Origin of the sequence: Pediococcus sp. EKM201D (assembly GCF_011800215.1) — a bacterium.
Classification (GTDB): domain Bacteria; phylum Bacillota; class Bacilli; order Lactobacillales; family Lactobacillaceae; genus Pediococcus; species Pediococcus pentosaceus.
On the sequence record NZ_JAALFK010000001.1, the window covers coordinates 125,089 to 143,407 of the forward strand.

20 protein-coding genes are annotated in these 18,319 nt (G+C 35.9%); 19 read left to right on the forward strand and 1 reads right to left on the reverse strand.

Going from position 1 to position 18,319, the window contains the following annotated elements; all coding sequences use genetic code 11:
• Positions 1 to 17: 17 nt before the first annotated feature.
• The 17 genes from HFC68_RS00655 to HFC68_RS00735 all read left to right on the forward strand — a co-directional run bounded on the left by HFC68_RS00655 (position 18) and on the right by HFC68_RS00735 (position 14,035).
• Positions 18 to 476, forward strand: coding sequence for a DUF441 domain-containing protein (locus HFC68_RS00655; RefSeq protein ID WP_011673484.1), 459 nt, complete (start codon positions 18 to 20; stop codon positions 474 to 476).
• 17 nt (positions 477 to 493) lie between these two features.
• A complete protein-coding gene (locus HFC68_RS00660) occupies positions 494 to 1,360 on the forward strand; it encodes a S1 RNA-binding domain-containing protein (RefSeq protein WP_011673483.1) in 867 nt (288 codons plus the stop codon).
• 2 nt (positions 1,361 to 1,362) lie between these two features.
• On the forward strand, positions 1,363 to 2,250 hold the full coding sequence (xerD, locus tag HFC68_RS00665; protein WP_011673482.1) for a site-specific tyrosine recombinase XerD: 888 nt from the start codon (positions 1,363 to 1,365) through the stop codon (positions 2,248 to 2,250).
• Between the two features lie 15 nt (positions 2,251 to 2,265).
• Positions 2,266 to 2,625, forward strand: coding sequence for a hypothetical protein (locus HFC68_RS00670; RefSeq protein ID WP_002833214.1), 360 nt, complete (start codon positions 2,266 to 2,268; stop codon positions 2,623 to 2,625).
• Positions 2,615 to 3,343 (forward strand): ScpA family protein, encoded by a 729-nt coding sequence (locus HFC68_RS00675; protein WP_167399568.1) that lies wholly within the window; start codon positions 2,615 to 2,617, stop codon positions 3,341 to 3,343. The genes HFC68_RS00670 and HFC68_RS00675 overlap by 11 nt, the downstream gene beginning before the upstream one ends.
• Positions 3,343 to 3,933: an SMC-Scp complex subunit ScpB gene (scpB, locus tag HFC68_RS00680; RefSeq protein ID WP_011673481.1), complete on the forward strand. Its 591-nt coding sequence runs from the start codon at positions 3,343 to 3,345 to the stop codon at positions 3,931 to 3,933. The genes HFC68_RS00675 and scpB overlap by 1 nt, the downstream gene beginning before the upstream one ends.
• Entirely contained in the window at positions 3,934 to 4,659 is a 726-nt protein-coding gene (locus tag HFC68_RS00685; RefSeq protein WP_002833211.1) for a pseudouridine synthase, read from the forward strand.
• Positions 4,656 to 5,684 (forward strand): helix-turn-helix domain-containing protein, encoded by a 1,029-nt coding sequence (locus HFC68_RS00690; protein ID WP_011673480.1) that lies wholly within the window; start codon positions 4,656 to 4,658, stop codon positions 5,682 to 5,684. The genes HFC68_RS00685 and HFC68_RS00690 overlap by 4 nt, the downstream gene beginning before the upstream one ends.
• Entirely contained in the window at positions 5,671 to 7,095 is a 1,425-nt protein-coding gene (locus HFC68_RS00695; protein WP_011673479.1) for an ATP-dependent DNA helicase RecQ, read from the forward strand. Before HFC68_RS00690 ends, HFC68_RS00695 begins: the two co-directional genes overlap by 14 nt.
• A 72-nt stretch (positions 7,096 to 7,167) precedes the next feature.
• On the forward strand, positions 7,168 to 7,845 hold the full coding sequence (locus HFC68_RS00700) for a LysM peptidoglycan-binding domain-containing protein (protein ID WP_011673478.1): 678 nt from the start codon (positions 7,168 to 7,170) through the stop codon (positions 7,843 to 7,845).
• 15 nt (positions 7,846 to 7,860) lie between these two features.
• Positions 7,861 to 8,541: a (d)CMP kinase gene (gene cmk / locus HFC68_RS00705; protein ID WP_002833207.1), complete on the forward strand. Its 681-nt coding sequence runs from the start codon at positions 7,861 to 7,863 to the stop codon at positions 8,539 to 8,541.
• 75 nt (positions 8,542 to 8,616) lie between these two features.
• Positions 8,617 to 9,825 carry a 30S ribosomal protein S1 gene (gene rpsA / locus HFC68_RS00710; RefSeq protein WP_002833206.1) on the forward strand — a complete coding sequence of 403 codons (1,209 nt, stop codon included), beginning with the start codon at positions 8,617 to 8,619 and terminating at the stop codon, positions 9,823 to 9,825.
• 139 nt (positions 9,826 to 9,964) lie between these two features.
• A complete protein-coding gene (gene der / locus HFC68_RS00715; protein WP_002833205.1) occupies positions 9,965 to 11,272 on the forward strand; it encodes a ribosome biogenesis GTPase Der in 1,308 nt (435 codons plus the stop codon).
• A 171-nt stretch (positions 11,273 to 11,443) separates the two neighbouring features.
• Positions 11,444 to 11,719, forward strand: coding sequence for an HU family DNA-binding protein (locus HFC68_RS00720; protein ID WP_002833204.1), 276 nt, complete (start codon positions 11,444 to 11,446; stop codon positions 11,717 to 11,719).
• Between the two features lie 66 nt (positions 11,720 to 11,785).
• On the forward strand, positions 11,786 to 13,054 hold the full coding sequence (locus HFC68_RS00725) for a tetratricopeptide repeat protein (protein ID WP_002833203.1): 1,269 nt from the start codon (positions 11,786 to 11,788) through the stop codon (positions 13,052 to 13,054).
• A gap of 22 nt (positions 13,055 to 13,076) precedes the next feature.
• The gene (locus HFC68_RS00730) at positions 13,077 to 13,379 is read left to right on the forward strand and encodes a hypothetical protein (protein ID WP_011673477.1); all 303 of its coding nucleotides are present in this window, start codon (positions 13,077 to 13,079) and stop codon (positions 13,377 to 13,379) included.
• 185 nt (positions 13,380 to 13,564) lie between these two features.
• The gene (locus HFC68_RS00735; protein WP_002833201.1) at positions 13,565 to 14,035 is read left to right on the forward strand and encodes a nucleoside 2-deoxyribosyltransferase; all 471 of its coding nucleotides are present in this window, start codon (positions 13,565 to 13,567) and stop codon (positions 14,033 to 14,035) included.
• A 54-nt stretch (positions 14,036 to 14,089) separates the two neighbouring features.
• Here the strand turns inward: HFC68_RS00735 and HFC68_RS00740 are convergent, their stop codons facing one another.
• On the reverse strand, positions 14,090 to 14,974 hold the full coding sequence (locus tag HFC68_RS00740) for a YitT family protein (RefSeq protein WP_002833200.1): 885 nt from the start codon (positions 14,972 to 14,974) through the stop codon (positions 14,090 to 14,092).
• A gap of 253 nt (positions 14,975 to 15,227) precedes the next feature.
• Between HFC68_RS00740 and HFC68_RS00745 the strand changes: the two genes are divergently transcribed.
• On the forward strand, positions 15,228 to 16,436 hold the full coding sequence (locus tag HFC68_RS00745; protein ID WP_041526969.1) for a CCA tRNA nucleotidyltransferase: 1,209 nt from the start codon (positions 15,228 to 15,230) through the stop codon (positions 16,434 to 16,436).
• A gap of 2 nt (positions 16,437 to 16,438) precedes the next feature.
• Complete coding sequence (gene abc-f, locus HFC68_RS00750) at positions 16,439 to 18,316, forward strand: ribosomal protection-like ABC-F family protein (protein WP_011673475.1); 1,878 nt, start codon at positions 16,439 to 16,441, stop codon at positions 18,314 to 18,316.
• Positions 18,317 to 18,319: the final 3 nt, after the last annotated feature.

Below are 18,319 nucleotides of genomic sequence, written 5' to 3' on the forward strand. Positions count from 1 at the left end.
AATTGGAGTGGAATTTAATGGAGAGTTGGCTATTTTTGATTGGAATCTTTATTGTGGCGTTATTAGGCAAAAATCAATCATTAATTATCGCTAGTATTGTAGTACTATTTTTAAAATTAATACCGTACTCAGATAAAATTTTTCCTTTATTAAATAAACAAGGAATAAACTGGGGGGTTACGATTATTTCAATTACCATTTTAGTTCCAATAGCAACTGGGAAGATTGGTTTTATGGATTTAGTTAATTCATTTAAATCACCGGTGGGCTGGATAGCAGTAGCTTGTGGCATCTTGGTCTCACTATTGTCGTACCAAGGAGTAGGCTTCTTATCAGCTAGTCCAGAAGTGACAGTTGCTTTAGTAATGGGAACTATCATTGGGGTAGTGTTTATGAATGGCATTGCAGCTGGACCAATCATTGCGTCAGGAATTGCGTATTTGATTATTCAACTTTTACAAATTCAAATTAAATAAAAATGGGTGAAATAAATATGGATACACTATTAGGAAAAGTCGAAAAAGGTAAAGTTATTGATGAAAATGATGATTATTATTTTGTTCAATTGTCAGATGGAAATGCCTATCGACTTGATAAAAAAGAAATTAAAAAACCACTGAAGAAGGGTAGTTTCTTTACTGGATTTACTTATGAAAATGCAGATCATGACCGCCAAATAACACGTGAGACGCCACGAGCAACTGCTGGTAAATATGGTTGGGGAACGGTTGTTAAAACGCGTAAAGATTTAGGAGTCTTCGTTGACATTGGTTTACCTAATAAAGATATTGTTATTTCGTTAGATGAATTACCAACAGAAACAAGTATCTGGCCGCATACTAATGATCGTATTTTAGTTTGTCTGTCTGTAGACAAAAAGGAAAGAATGTGGGCACATCCAGCTGACTATGATGTTTTTAAGGCAATTTCTGCTCGAGCAGATAAAACAATGATTAATAAAAATGTTAATGCAACGGCTTTCCGGTTAAAGATGGCTGGTTCTTTGGTATTGACTGATAACTTTTTGTTAGGATTTATCCATGCTTCCGAACGAGATCGAGAACCACGATTGGGCGAACAATTAAATGCACGGGTAATCGGGGTTCATCCAGATGGAACGTTAAATTTATCATTAAAACCTAGGAATTATGAGGCTCTAGGTGATGATGCAGCAATGGTTTTAGCCATGCTACAACATACCCGAGACCAAACGCTACCATTTAATGATCATAGCAAACCAGATGCGATTAAAGAACGTTTTGGTATTAGTAAAGGACGTTTCAAAATGGCATTGGGACATTTGCTTAAGGCTGGTGTAATCCAACAAACTGAAGATGGGATTGTTTTAAAGGAGAAATAGTCATGAATGATTTAATCAATGACTATTTACATTCTCTTAAAGTAGAGCGAGGCTTATCTGATAATACAATTATTAGTTACCGCCAAGAATTACGTCACTTGAATGACTATTTGACTAAAGAAAAAATTACAGATATAAAAAAAATTGATCGGTATGCAATCTTAGATTATTTAGATGAGCTCAAGAAAACTGGTAGGGCAAGAAGTTCTTCAATTCATACCATTTCAAGTTTAAGAAAGTTTTTTAAGTACTTATTGATTGTGGATAAGATTGATGTTGATCCCATGGTTAATATTGATCCACCTAAAAGAGCTCACCATTTGCCTTCAGTACTAACGACAGCGGAAGTAGAAAAGCTGTTGCAGGTTCCAAATACAAATGAACCACTTGGAATGCGGGATCGAACTATTCTAGAAGTTATGTATGCAACAGGATTACGAGTTAGTGAGTTAATTACATTGAATTTAAACGAACTCCATCTGGAGATGGGACTAATTGAAACGATTGGGAAAGGGAATAAAAAACGAATCATTCCAATCGGTGACGTGGCGATTAAATGGCTTAATCGATATATTAATGGACCGCGTAGAATTTTATTGGGTGATAAAAAGTACAATGAAATCTTCTTAAACCAACATGGACATCCATTAACAAGACAAGGGATTTGGAAGAATCTTAAAGCTCAGGTTAAAAAAGCTGGAATTGAAAAAAATATTACTCCCCATACCCTTCGGCATTCTTTTGCGACCCATTTGTTAGAGAATGGAGCAGATCTCAGGATTGTCCAGGAGTTATTAGGTCATGCTGATATTTCAACGACTCAAATTTACACGCATATTACGCAGCAAAGGTTGGTTGATGTATATGACAAATATCATCCACGAGCCTAAAGATAAAGGAGCAACATGTTAGTAAAATATTCGGATTCAAAAAGACAAATTGCGATGGGATTATTGTCGACTGTTCAAGCATTTAATTCAATTGATGTAGTACAGTTGGTCTTAGAGCGGTTTACTAAAGGAAATCGACAGATTTATTTAGAGCGAAAAGATGGAACTTATATTGGAATCGTAATGATTATCTTAGAAGAAGAGTGTCTTGTAGTTGATCGCATGGCTTTTATTGCAAACGAGGAAACAGTATTCAACGAAAATGAAATTTTAAGATCATTAACTTCTATCTATCCAGACCGGCGTTTAATGGGGTCGTTAAAAACTAGCGCAATGATTGAAAGATTCGAAATGGGGCAGGTAAATGAAAGCTGAAAATTATACCCTACCAAACGTTAAGCTAGCTGAATTTGAGGGACCGCTAGATTTATTATTACATTTGGTACGAAAATCACAGATGAGTATTTATGATATAAAAATATCAGAAATTACTGCCCAATATTTACAATACTTACATTCACAAGAATCGCTAGTGTTAAATATTGCTGGAGAGTATCTAGTGATGGCTGCAAAATTAACTGAAATCAAAGGAAAATTACTACTACCACATGATGAAGAAGTGATTGAGGAAGAAGATCCACGTAATGACTTAGTTGATCAACTTTTAGTTTATCAAATGTTTAAGGAAGCTTCGGAAGGCCTAAAATCACTTGAAAAAGAACGACAGACCTCGTTTACACGCCCAGAAATGGAAATTCCTCCTAATGAAGCTAATCGCTTAGCTCCGGGCGTTAAAATAAGTGACTTACAATTCGCACTTCAGAAGGTTTTAGCGCGCCAAGCGCTCCTAGAACCCACTTATAGAACCGTTAAAGCAGAAGAAGTCACTCTTGAAGAACGAATGTCAGAAATCAAAAAACGTATTTTTGATTTAAAGCAATGCTGTTTTGAAGATTTATTTATTGGACATTTTAGCCGAGAAACATTAGTAACAACCTTTATGGCAATTTTAGAACTAGCTAAAAATCATCAAATCTTACTTGAACAGCCAGCAAGAAAACAATCAATTTTAATTAAGTTAGGTGAAGTTTAATGAATAATGAGCAGAAAGTAGAAGCCCTACTTTTTGTAGCAGGGGCTGAAGGAATTTCAGTTGAAGAACTATCTAATTTCACGGGTTATGCTAAGCCTGCTATACTAACGATGCTAGATAATCTTGAAAAAAATTACGAAGTTAATTCTAAAACTGCTTTGAAGCTAATCCAAACTGGTGGTACTTACAAACTAGTTACTAAACCTGAGTTAGCATCGATTTTAGAAAAGTATTTTGATCGAAATAGTCGCTCAGGACTATCGCCTGCAGCATTAGAAATATTGTCAATTGTGGCTTATCGTCAACCCATAACACGGATTGAAATTGACCAAATTCGCGGTGTTCAAAGTGGCACGACTTTACAGAACTTAGTACTTAGAAATCTAGTGAAAGTAGTTGGTAGACTTGAAGAGCCTGGAAGACCCAAAACGTATGGTACAACAGATGAGTTTTTAGATTATTTTGGTTTAGAGGATATTAAAGATTTACCTAAACTTGAAAAAGTTGGAGAAGATTCAGAATTAGACGATAGCGATTTATTTTTACAAGAGTTTGAATCAAAAATGAATTTAAATAATAAGGAGAAATAAATGGAAGAAGAAAGATTACAAAAAGTAATGGCTGAAGCAGGAGTTGCTTCAAGACGAAAGTCAGAAAAATTAATTACTGAAGGCCATGTACGTGTTAATGGTAAGGTGATTAAACAGCTAGGTACAAAAGTAACTGCCCACGATAAGATTGAAGTTGATGGTGTTCCTCTTCAACGAGAAAAGATGGTTTATTTCCTATTAAATAAACCTCGAGGGGTTATTACATCCGTTAGTGATGATAAAAAGCGTAAAACGGTCATGGACTTTTTCCCTGACGTAGTTGAACGTATTTATCCAGTGGGGCGTCTAGACTATGATACTTCAGGTGCCGTTTTAATGACCAATGATGGAACTTTAGCAAATGGTTTAACTCACCCCAAATTTAAGTTTGAAAAAACATATACCGCAAAAGTTAAAGGAATTGTTAATAGTTTAGATTTAAAGAAGCTAGAAAATGGATTGGTAATTGATCATAAAAAAACAGCTAAAGCTAAAGCACACTTAATTAGCACGGATGATGAAAAGAAAACTTCGATTGTGAGCCTCACTATCCACGAAGGGCGTAATCATCAAGTTAAAAATATGTTTATGGCAGTTGGTCACCCAGTCCAAAAATTACGCCGTGATAGTTACTCATTTTTAAATATTGATGGAGTGCAATCTGGAAAATGGCGTGCTTTGAAGGTTAATGAAATTAGTCGTCTAAAACGTCAAATTGAAAAATGATTCCAGAAGATGTTTTAGCTTTTTTTGATCTTAAGCAGGGGCGCCGTCCGAAGGCAATTTTGAATGTATTGGTTGGTAAAATGACGGTTTCGGCCTTATTTTGGGGCTTAGAATACGATATTTTGGAGTACCTAAATTTCTGGAAAACAATTGATACAACCTCTTTTCTAGAAAATGTTGACCGAGCTGTTGAAGGTGGTTTTTTAGCCAAAAAGGATGAGTTGATTTATTTGACGGAGGCAGGACAACAAAAGCAATTCAGTTGTACGACTCCTACGCCTTTTATTAAAAAAGTTCGGCTCGATGAGGCAATTGATTTGTTGCTATTAGCTAACCAGGTAATTTCCGAATTTAGTTTTAAAAACAACCGTTATATCCCAGTCAGTGATAATCTTCGAATTAATGTGATCTTAAAGAATTGGTTTAAGCAACTTAAGTCAAGAAACCATCATACGACAGACATTGTTCAAAAATATACGCAGGGTTTAGATGAACTTTTAAGTCAATTACAACAGCACGATGCAGACATCTTGCTTAGTTATCTCCCCAATCATGTTGATCCGGGGTGGACTATTGATCAACTAGCTCAGGCATTTGGAATCAGCAAATTTCAAATGGAACTTAAAATTAGGTTGATTTTTAGCAAGATTATTAGTGATGCTGTTTTAACAAAAATAGCACCGTTTGTTGATTTATTAAATTCAACCATTAAAGAAAATGTTATGCCAGATAGCACTTATCAAACGTGGCAATTAATTCGACAAGGTAAAACGGTGGACGAAGTTGCACGTTTGAAACATGTTAAAACTAATACCGTGAAGGAACACATCTTGATGGCAGCAATTTTGGATTCTAATTTTCCATTTGATAAGTTTGTTAGATTTAATTTTGAGATTGGGAAGCATCCTACAGAAGTTGACTTTAGAAGTATCCAAAGCCAAATTGCAGATATTACATTTTTTGATTTTAGGCTAATCCAAATCAGAAAAATTAAGGAACAACAGAATAATAATGGTAACAGATAAAAAAATTTATCAAGTCTTACATGAGAAATTTAATTTTACTGAGTTTAAAACGGGTCAGTTAGAAATTTTACATAAACTTTTTGACCATCACCATACATTGGCGATTTTACCAACAGGAGCTGGAAAAACCTTAATTTATCAAATGTATGGTTTTTTAAATGAGGGCTCCGTTATTGTGGTTTCGCCTTTATTATCCTTGATTAAAGACCAAATCAACCGGTTAAGATTAAGTGGGGAACGTCGTATAGCAGAGATAACTTCTCAAATAGATTTTATGGAGCAAAAGCAAATCCTTAACAATTTAGAAAGATATAAATTTATTTTTATATCACCTGAGGGATTGCAGCGACCTGATGTTCAAGCAGCGATGCAACGAATAGAGATCGACTTATTTGTAGTTGATGAAGCTCATTGTATCGTTCAATGGGGGAAGTCGTTTCGTCCAGACTACTTAAAAATTGGTCGGATACGAACGCAATTAAACAACCCCCTAACATTGATGTTAACGGCCACAGCTGGAAAAACAACCCGTGAAGAAATCGTTAGGTACCTTAATTTGAAAAAAGGTGAGGTTGAAGAATATATTAGTTCTGTCGATCGCTCCAATATCTATCTTGATTTTTTAGAAGTCGAAAGTAGAAGTGACAAAGATGAAAAACTTTTAGATTTACTTGATGAGTTACCAGGGGCAGGAATAATCTACTTTTCAAGTCGCAAAGTTGCTAGCCAAGTTAGCGAAATGATTAATAATAATCTTACTCTTACTTCGGCTCCATATCATGCAGGGATGACAGACTATGACCGTTTTCAAGTTCAAAAACAGTTTCAACAAGATCAAGTCAATGTGATTTGTGCTACCAGTGCGTTTGGAATGGGTATTGATAAAGCTAATATCAGATATGTAATTCACTATCATTTGCCCGGAGACATTGAAAGTTATGTCCAAGAGATCGGTCGTGCTGGTCGCGATGGTCAACAGAGTATTGCTATTATGTTGTATGCGGCTGGCGACGAGGTAATTCCTTCAATTTTAAATGATATTGAAATTCCTTCTGAAGCAATCCTTACTGAAAATCTTGAACGCAGTGGTATAGATGAAGAGCAGCAAGAATTAATTAAATATTATCAAGAAAATGGGCTAACCCCTCACGAATTAACAGAGTTATTTAAAAGACAACAATTACAAAATGAACAGCAAATCTTAAGAATGTTAAAACTCATTCGAACGGAGAATTGTCATCGTCAATATTTGCTACAATATTTTGATGAGGGCTTCAAAAAACACCATGATTTATGTTGTGGTTCAATCAATACTTTCGAAGAATTAAAGTTAGAAGCTAATTTAACAACTAAAAAAATGCAAATTGAACCTTGGAAATCAAGATTAAATAAAATTTTTGCAGGAATATAGCGTAATTTTCGTGGTCATTCAAATTGAATTATTGTAAAATACAATTTATTGGTATGTAGTAGGAGGATAAACATGAACGAGAAAAATGATGAGAACTTAAAGGATGAGCAAACACCGGAGAATTCAGATCAAAAACCAAGTAGTGAAGAATCAAGCGCTGATCAACAGGCAGGCGCCGAGGAGTCTGCCACTACTGGAGGACGGGGAGAATTCCATAAAAATAAAAAGAAATCTAAGAATTTTGCTGGATCATTAATTTGGGTGATTGTTATTTTAGCTATCGCGTCGCTAGCTTATTACATGACACAAAAACAAGATTTTCAACAGAAGACGGCGAATACAACAACTACACAGGTAGCTAAATCTAGTAGTGATAAAAAGAAATCAAGTAAATCAAAGGCTTCTAAAGAAGAGGATGACAAATCTTCGTCTCTCGCTAAACCTGAATCAGAGTCCAAGGCTAAAGTTAAGTCTGAATCAGAATCTAAAGCTGTAGCAGCTAGTGAAGATGCAAATTCGGCTAGTGAAGCCTCTTCTGAGGTAACCAGTGAGAGTTCAAGCGTAGAACAAAGTGACGCCACAAGTAGCTCTAGTACCGATGGCAACGCATCTTATGCAACTGTTCAATCTGGGCAAGGTATGTATCGGGTTGCTGTTAACAATGGTATCTCGGTTCAAAAATTAATGGAATTAAATGGTTTAACAAGTAGTTCAGATATTGAACCAGGACAACAACTTAGAGTAAGGTAGGTTATTAGTGTATTCATGAATAATAAATATCAAATTGCAATTGATGGTCCGGCATCAGCTGGAAAAAGTACAGTTGCAAAAATTGTTGCAAAGGATTTGCAATATGTTTATTGTGATACGGGAGCAATGTATCGAGTGGTAACCCTTAAGGCCATTCAAAATGGTATTGACCTTAACGATGAAACAAAAATTAGTGAAATGCTTAATGATACGGATATTCGCTTCGAACCAGGTGAGCCAGTTCAAAAGGTCTTTCTGGATGGGAATGAAGTTACGGAAGATATTCGCCAAGCCAACGTTACGAACTCTGTGTCAACCATTGCTGCTCAAAAAGCAGTTCGAGAAGTTTTAACTAACTGGCAGCGTGATCTTGCTAAGAATGGTGGCATTGTAATGGATGGGCGCGATATTGGTTCAGCTGTTTTACCAAATGCAGAAGTTAAAATCTTCTTAATTGCCAGTGTCCAAGAACGTGCCGAACGTCGTTATAAAGAAAACATAGCTAAGGGTATGGAAACTGATTTAGAGCAACTTAAAAAAGAAATTGAAATTAGAGACCATAAAGACTCAACTAGAAAGATTTCACCATTGACAAAAGCCAGTGATGCAATCGAGGTTGATACAACTTCAATGTCAATTCAAGACGTTGTAAATGAAATATTACGTATTGTAGAAAATGCATCCAAGAGAAAGTAGCAACAATTACTAGCAATTGGAGCAGTTTTTCGATATTATATATGTATAAGTGCTGTAAAAGGGGGATTTATTCGGATGGCCGAAAATGATGTTAATCAAAACAGTGATTTACTCAACGCAATTAATAGCGTTGAAGAAGTAAAAGTTGGTGATGTAGTTACCGGTGAAGTATTGGATATTGATGACGATCGTCAAGTGATCGTAGGTATTCAAGGTGCTGGTGTGGAGGGTGTTGTTCCTTTACGTGAGCTATCAACTCAACATATCGATAATATTAGTGATGAAGTAAAAATTGGTGATGAACTAGAACTTGTTGTTATCTCAAGAATCGGTGATGACAAGGAAGGTGGAAGTTACCTTCTTTCACGTAAACGTTTGTTAGCTCGTAAAGTATGGAAAGAAATTGAAGAAAAAGCTGCTAATAATGAAGAACTTGATGTCCCTGTAACACAAGTTGTTAAAGGTGGTTTGGTTGTAGATGCTGGTGTACGTGGATTTATTCCAGCTTCAATGATCGAAAATCGTTTTGTTGATGATTTGAATGCTTACAAGGGTCAAACTCTTAAAGTTAAGATTATTGAAGTTAAGCCAGAAGACAACCGTTTAATCCTTTCACACAAAGCTGTATTAAACGCTGAACGTGAAGCTAAACGCGGTGAAGTACTTGCCTCAATTAAAGAAGGCGATGTTGTAACTGGTAAAGTAGCTCGTTTAACAAACTTTGGTGCATTTGTTGACCTTGGTGGAATTGATGGACTTGTTCATATTTCTGAAATTTCATACCAACGTGTTGACAAACCTTCTGACGTGCTTAAAGCCGGTGAAGAAGTGCAAGTTAAAGTTCTTTCTGTTGATGCAGAAAAAGAACGTGTTTCACTTTCAATCAAACAAACACAACCAGGACCTTGGGACAATATCGAAGAAAATGCTCCAGAAGGTGCTGTATTAGACGGTAAAGTAAAACGTCTAACAGATTTCGGGGCATTCGTTGAAGTATTCCCTGGCGTAGAAGGTTTAGTTCATATTTCACAAATCTCTCACAAGCACATTGCAACTCCTGCTGACGTTCTTAAAGAAGGACAAGACATTAAGGTTAAAGTTCTTGAAGTACATCCAGCAGAACACCGTCTTGCTTTGTCAATTAAAGCTTTAGAAGAAGCTCCAAAGAACGAAAAGAAAACGGAAGCTCCTGCAGCAGACTTTAGTAAAGATATGCCTGAAGAAGCAACTGGATTCACTCTTGGAGACATTATTGGTAAGAGCTTAGACGATTCAGAAAAATAAATTATAAGTGTTAGGATTAATAATTTAACATTTTTCCCATGCTAGATTATACCTATCGACTCAGTTAGAGAGGCCTTGGCGGAGAATGATAGTCTGTCCAAGACCTTTTTAATTTGTAAGGAAAGGGGGCTAATTCAATATGAGTAACCCAACCGTAGCAATAGTTGGCCGGCCAAATGTCGGTAAATCAACTATTTTTAATAGAATTGCTGGAGAACGTATTTCAATTGTTGAAGATACTCCAGGTGTAACACGAGATCGTATTTATACTCATAGTGAATGGTTAGGACATAAATTTAATTTGATCGATACTGGTGGTATCCAGATTGGTGATGAACCATTCCTAGAAGAAATTAAGGATCAAGCTGAATTAGCTATTGATGAAGCAGATGTTATTGTATTTCTTGTGAGTGTACGTGAGGGAGTTAGTGATGCTGATGAAGCTGTTGCTAAAATTCTCTATAAAGCTGATAAACCCGTCATTTTAGCCGTCAATAAAGTAGATAATCCCGAATTAAGACAAGATATTTATGACTTTTACAGCTTAGGTTTCGGAGAACCGTTTCCACTTTCAGGAAGTCACGGATTAGGGCTTGGAGATTTACTTGATGAAGTAATTTCTAAATTCCCAGAAGATAAAAATGAAGAAGAGGACGACGCCATTCGCTTTAGTTTGATTGGTCGCCCTAATGTTGGTAAATCATCATTAGTTAACGCCATTTTAGGTGAACAACGGGTGATTGTCTCGGATATTGCTGGGACAACACGTGATGCAATTGATACGCGTTTCACTAATAATGAAGATGAATATGTGATGGTAGATACCGCTGGGATGCGTAAAAAAGGTAAGGTATATGAAAATACCGAACGCTACAGTGTAATGCGTGCTATGAAAGCCATTGACAATAGTAATGTTGTTTTAGTCGTGCTGAACGCCGAAGAAGGCATCAGAGAGCAAGATAAGCGTATTGCTGGATATGCGCATGAAGCTGGCCGTGGTATCATAATCGTGGTTAATAAATGGGATACCCTTAAGAAAGATAACCATAGCTTATCTAACTTTGAACAGGCTATCCGTTCAGAATTTGCTTACTTAAGTTACGCTCCAATCATTTTTGTATCAGCAGTTACTAAACAACGGCTCTCACAGCTTCCAGAATTAATTAAGCGAGTAGATACCAACCATCGTCGTCGTATCCAGTCTTCTTCCTTGAATGACGTGTTAATGGATGCGATTGCCGTTAATCCAACTCCAAGTGATAATGGAAAACGTTTGAGGGTTTATTACGGCACGCAGGTCAGCACTGAACCACCTACCTTTGTTGTTTTTGTAAATGATCCTGATTTGATGCATTTCTCATACGAACGCTTCTTAGAGAATAAAATCCGTGAAGCGTTTGACTTTGAGGGAACACCCGTTCATTTGATAGAACGTAGACGTAAATAGCTAAGATTGTATTATAAGAACTCTCTAAAATATGAAAAAGCTTGTCACGTCGGTGTTTGTATGATATATTTCAAGTTGAAATAATATCAGAGTATTGTTTCAACATTTTTGATCCTTTCAGAAATGACAAAACATTTCGTTTTGATAAATAATTTTCAGGAGGTGAAATACATGGCAAACAAAGCAGAATTAGTTGATAACGTTGCTAAAGTAACAGGTTTAACTAAAAAGGATGCAACCGCAGCAGTAGACGCTGTATTTAGCTCAATTCAAGATGACTTGAAGAAGGGTGAAAAAGTTCAATTAATCGGTTTTGGTACTTTCGAAGTACGTAATCGTGCAGCTCGTAAGGGCCGTAACCCACAAACTGGTAAAGAAATCGAAATCGCAGCAAGTAAAGTTCCTGCATTCAAGCCTGGTAAGGCTTTGAAGGACGCTGTTAAATAAGCGGTTTTCTGAACTTTAGTCAGCATAGCTCTGTTATGCTGGCTTTTTGTTTGCCTGTAAAAATTTATGGATAATAATGAGTCATATTCACAAAAAACATTAGCAGCACTTGAATCGGGGCAGATTGAAGAATCGAACCGTCTATACAGCTGGGCTCTTCGAAAAGATGACAATGAAACGCTATATAATTTAGCTGGAGAATTATTTGCATTAGGATTTGATGGAAAAGCACTTCGTATATACGAAAAATTGATCGAAGAATATCCTAATGATGATGAACTGTTAGTCTTGGCGGCTGAAATTTTAATTGATCAAGGTAAAAATGATGCAGCTTTAGAAAATTTAGATCAAATTTCGCCTGACTCTGAGTTTTATGTATCATCATTAATGGTTCAAGCTGATTTATATCAAACCGAAGAGTTGTATGAGGTTTCCGAGAGAAAGTTAGTTGAAGCAATTAAACTAGCCCCAGAGGAGCCCGCTATCCAATTAGCCTTAGGTGAGCTGTATTATACAACGCAAGACTACTCAAAGGCTGTAAACTACTATCTGGGGTTAATTAAAAGTGGGATCAGTGAAATGTCCCAAATTAATATTGTTGAACGGTTAGCGGTCTCTTATGCCGCTTATGGAAAGTTTGAAAAAGCGATTGCCTACTTTGAACAAATTCATGAAGAAGATTTGACACCAGATATTTTGATGCAAGAAGGAATTACTTATCTTCAGTTAGATGAAAATGAGAGAGCACAAGCAACTCTTGAAAAAGTAATTGAATTGGATCCTTCTTATAGCAGTGCTTACCCATATTTAATTAATTCTTATCAAAAAGATGAGCAATGGGATAAAGGATTGATTGCTGCCCAAGAGGGCTTGGCGGTCGATCAATACAATCCTGAGTTGTACCTTCAAGCAGCAGAAATGGCTGAGCATGCTTTAGATAATGAATTGGTGGAAAAATACCTGCGTAAGGCAATTGAATTAGCACCTGAAAATACAGAAGGTATGATTCGCATTACCGATTTTTATAATCGAATTGGAAAATATGATGAAACTTTACGTTTCGCTAGTGACGATATAACTGATGCTCAATTAAATTGGAATTTAGCTTTAGCATATTGGAAGACAGATGATTTTAAAAAGGCTGCTAGTCACTTTGATGCAGCATTGAGTGATTTAAAAGATACAACTGCCTTTTTATTGGATCTTTACCATTTTCTTAGGGAGAGTGGACAGTTGGAACACGCTGTCGATATCGCACGTAAATACGTAAAATTAGCACCAACCGATGTCGATATGCAGGATGAATTAGAACAGCTGGAGGAACAAGGTTATTAATAATTTAAATGATAAATTCAAAGTGAAAAGTTGGGCGCCTAAGTTCAATAAAAAAATGGTTGAAGTGATGCGTAAAAATCAATTTAAATCTGATAATTCAGAGGATTTTAATGGCTTCAAACAAATTGATTTTAACCAACAACAAGACTTAATGAAGAATGAAATCTCTAAAAAATATGAAATTAAAGTGGTTACTAGTTTTAATGAGCGTACAATTTTTAGCGTAATTGGACGTAACGAACATAATGAATTTTTTTATGCAATTGATAAAAATGTTCAAAATGAAGTTTCCGTTGAAAAGCTAAGAGTTTTATTCGATAAATAATAAAAACAGATTCCGTCAAGCGCGGAATCTGTTTTTTAATATAGATTTTTGTTCAATTAGTTCTTGATTATCTTAATAAACGAACATTAATAATAAATTCAGTTGCTAATTAACCAGTTTTTAACTAAAAAGTGAAAAAATATGGTATAGTTATATACACATAATTGAAGGAGTGAGTAAAAAGCATGGGAAACTCAGTATATTTAGCAGGGCCTTTCTTTAGTGATTTACAAATTGAAAGAGTACGTAAGGTTGAAGAACTTTTAAAGAAAAATTCTACAATTGATTCAAAAAGAATTTTTGTACCAATGGATAATCAATATGATACTAAGGAATTTGGTTCATTTGAATGGCAAGTGGGAGTCTTTGAAACCGATGTGCGTCAACTTCGCAAAGCCGATATTGTTGTAGCAATCTTAGATTATACTAAAAACGGTGAAGAAATCATTTCAGATCCTGGAACAGTATTTGAGATCGGTACTGCCTTTGAACATGGTAATCCCGTAGCACTTGTTCAATTTGATGATTCTGACAAAATTAATTTGATGCTTGCTAGAAGTCACACTGCTTTCTTTAATGGTGAAAGTATTAAGGACTTGGCAACTTATGATTTTAATTTGTTAAAGCCGGTATATTCTGATTTAACAGTATTCTAAAGCTAATTAAAAAACATCAGTCATGTATTTAAGTTTATACATAACTGATGTTTTTTAATTAGGGATATTTCGATTTTTAGCACTGGGCGAATCGTAGGTAAAACCTTCACCAATGGCTTCATGGACATCAATAATAGAAGTAAACGCCTGAGGATCAATTCGTCCAATGATACGTTTAGCAACGTTTAATTCGTTAGGTCCAATTACGCAATAAACCATTTCACGCTCTGTTTTAGAATAGGCACCAGACATATGAATATAGCTTGCCCCGCGCTCTAACTCGTCCATTAAGGCATCAGCAATCTCTTGGTTTTTGCTACTGACAATTAGTAAACCATGAGCAGCATAGGCTCCCACCTGTGTAAGAGAAACTAGACGAGAAAATACATAAGCTGCTAGTAGAGTATACATCATATGAAGGACATCGATGTAGCAAAGAGAAATGGTTAATACGACGGCATCTAAAGCGAAAAGAGTATGACCCATGGCAATTCCACGCCGTTTCTCGAGAATGCGAGCTACAACGTCGGTTCCACCGGTTGTACCACCGAAACGGTAAACGATCCCGCTACCAAAACCACCAGCGATTCCGGCCAGGATTCCGGCGATAAACATATCATGATGAATATCGAGACTGATGGGTACTCGTTGCCAAACGTATAACCAAAACGAGAGCGCAAACGTCCCAAAAATTGTGTAGATTAAAGATCTTTTTCCCAGAAAACGGTAACCTATGAAAATTAATGGGATATTAATTAAAATTGTTGAGAGTGCAGGATCAATTCCTAATAAAGCTCGTAAAATTAAGGTGACCCCTGTAATTCCACCTTCAGCTAGATTATTAGGGATATTGACTACAGCCAACCCTAAACCATACAGACAACAACCTAAGGCAATCATCACAAAATCTAAAAATCGGATTGATTCATCTTTTTGCATAATAGACCTCCTACGTAGAAACTGAAGTACTTGCAAATATCATACCATAGAGCGGAGCAGGCTTTTCAAAAAAATCATACGCTGGTAGAATTATTAAGACGATGTTAGAGTATGTGCAAAATTTTTATACTTAATTCGGTAATTAGTTAAAAGATAGTACCTTTACTTAAATCGGATTGATGCGCATACTAAGTTAAAGAATTTATTATTTAAGGTGTTACGAGAAAGTAATTCCTTTGAAACGGATGTGGAAATGGTGCAGATAGAAAAAATGCCCCAAGAATTTGAGGACGCCCGTGCAGTCCTACAAAAAATCGAAGATGCAGGTTTTGATGCTTTTTTTGTTGGGGGAAGTGTTCGTGATACATTATTAAATAAGCCAATTCATGATGTTGATATTGCATCAAGCGCATACCCCGCCGAAATTAAACATATTTTTAAGAAAACTGTTGATACAGGAATCGAACATGGTACGGTAATGGTGATTCATGATGGCGAAGGTTACGAGGTCACGACTTTTAGAACCGAAAGTGGCTACCAGGATTTTCGCCGTCCAGATCAGGTTACTTTTGTACGCTCTTTAAAAGAAGATTTAATGCGCCGTGATTTTACAATTAACGCATTTGCTTTAAAAGAAGATCGAACGGTAATTGACATTTTTGATGGTTTAAGTGATCTAGAACATAAAATTATTCGTGCGGTAGGAGATCCACACGAACGTTTTCATGAAGATGCCTTAAGAATGATGCGAGCAGTACGGTTTGCAAGCCAACTAGATTTCAAAATTGAAGCAAAGACGCTGAAGGCAATCGAAGAAAATAATATGCTTTTAGGTAAAATCTCAGTCGAAAGAATCTTAGTTGAATTTGAAAAAATGATGTTGGGTAGCAAACCTAATCGTGGACTAGAAGACATGCTGACAACTAAATTGAATGAATATTGCCCGGGATTTAAGGACCGTTCTAAAGAACTAGACCAGCTTACAAAATATCCCTTGAAACTTCTAGAAAATCCTGAACAAGTTTGGACTATGATTGCTTGGAGTTTAAAATTAACTCCTCAAGAAGTAATGCCTTTCTTGAAACAATGGAAGACATCTAACGATTTGATCAAAAATGTCAGTGCGACTTTACAAGTATTAAGCATGGATAAAAATGATCAAAACGAACGTTTAGCGCTGTTCAACGCAGGGGAAGCTAATGTAGTTAACGCCATTCGGGTGGCCCAAATTCTGGGGATGAATCGTGAGGCTTGGCTAGATACTTACCAAAACCTTCAAATTAAAGATACACATGAAATGGCAATTACTGGTAAAGAGCTAATTCAAAAGGGAATAATTAAGCCTGGACCTCAGATGGGACAAGTTTTAAACCGGTTAAAATTAATGGTTATTAATGATGAACTGAAAAACGAGTCCTTAGCGCTTTTGAATGCAGTAAATAAGTTACAGAAAGATGATTAAATATGAAAATACTAAAAGGTAAGAATCTAACCAAAACTTACGGTGAAAAGAAGCTGTTTAACTCGATTAATTTTGTAATCAATGAACACGATCGAGTTGGACTAATTGGAACTAATGGATCAGGAAAAACGAATTTACTTAATGCCGTTTCGAATCTTGATCCCGCTGATTCAGGAACAATTGAAACACCAAACGATTACCGTATTGCATATCTTAAACAAAGTGAAGAAATTAGTCAGTTTGAAACGGTACGTGAATTTATTTACAGCGGGGATCAACATGTATTTCAAGTAATTAAACACTACGAAGAAATCTTAGAACAATATACTAATAATCCAACTTCATCAACGCTATTTGAAAAATTTACTAAACTTGAAAATGAAATGAATCAACTGGATGCTTGGAATACGGAAAGCAATATTAAAACCATTTTGACGCAATTACATGTTGATATGCTAGATGAATCTATCCATCATCTTTCGGGTGGACAAGTTAAGCGAATCGCTTTAGCACAGGCATTGTTAGAACCAGCAGATTTATTGATTTTAGATGAACCTACTAACCATTTAGATTTTGATTCAATTGAGTGGCTGGAAAAATACCTTGCTGATTATAAAGGCGCATTACTATTGGTTACCCATGATCGATATTTCTTAGATCGAGTTACCAATCGAATTTGGGAATTAAGTTACGGAGACCTTTTTGAGTACGTCGGTAACTATGAAAAATATGTTGAACAAAAAGCGGTTCGTGATGAGCAAAACGAAGCTAGTAAACAAAAAGAGTACAAACTATATAAGCAAGAACTTGAATGGATGAAACGTGGACCCAAAGCACGTGGAACTAAACAACAAGCGCGAATTAACCATTTTGAAAAGTTAGACCAAGCTGTACATGCGCCTAAAGAGGTTGATCAAGACCTTGAGATTGGTCTAACACAACAAAGATTGGGCAAAAAAGTAATTGAAATCAATGACTTAGATTTAGAAGTTGGCGACCATCAAATTATGAAGGATTTTTCTAAGTTAATTCAGGCGGGTGACCGAATCGGAATAACAGGAGCCAACGGCGCAGGTAAATCTTCATTTTTGAATGCGATTGCGGGAGTATTGCCTATTCAGGGTGGGAAAATTGAAATTGGCGAAACTGTTAAAATTGGGTATTATACTCAAAAAATTGAACCCATACCAGAAGATAAACGGGTAATTAATTACCTAAAAGAAGTTGGACAAGAAGTAATCAATAAAGATGGTGAAAAAATTAGTGTCACTAGTCTTTTAGAACAATTCTTATTTCCAAGTTTTTTACATGGTAGTTTAATTAAAAAGCTATCTGGTGGTGAAAAACGGCGTCTATTTTTAATTAAGATTTTAATGGAACAACCTAATGTACTATTGTTAGATGAACCCACTAATGACTTGGATATTGCTACTTTAACTGTTTTAGAGAGTTATTTAAAAACCTTCAAAGGTACAGTCCTTACCGTGTCCCATGATCGGTATTTCTTAGATAAAGTTAGTGACCAATTACTAATATTTGATGGAAATGCTAAAGTTGAAAAATATACGGGCTCGATCAGTGACTATTTAAAACAAAACGTAGTACAATCAAGTAAAATTAAAAGTACTCCTAAGTCAGTTGAACAAGTTGAAGCTCCTAAAAAGAAAAAAAGGACGTATTCAGAAGAAAAAGAATGGCAGACAATTGAAACTGAAATCGAAAAGTTAGAACAAAAGTCCACATCTGTGGAGGAACAAATGAGCGAATGTGCTGCTGATTACGGAAAATTAGCAGAATTGCAAAAAGAATTAAATGAAATTTCGGACCAATTAGAAGAAAAAATGGCAAGATGGGAATACTTAGAAAGTTTCGAAGAATAGGGG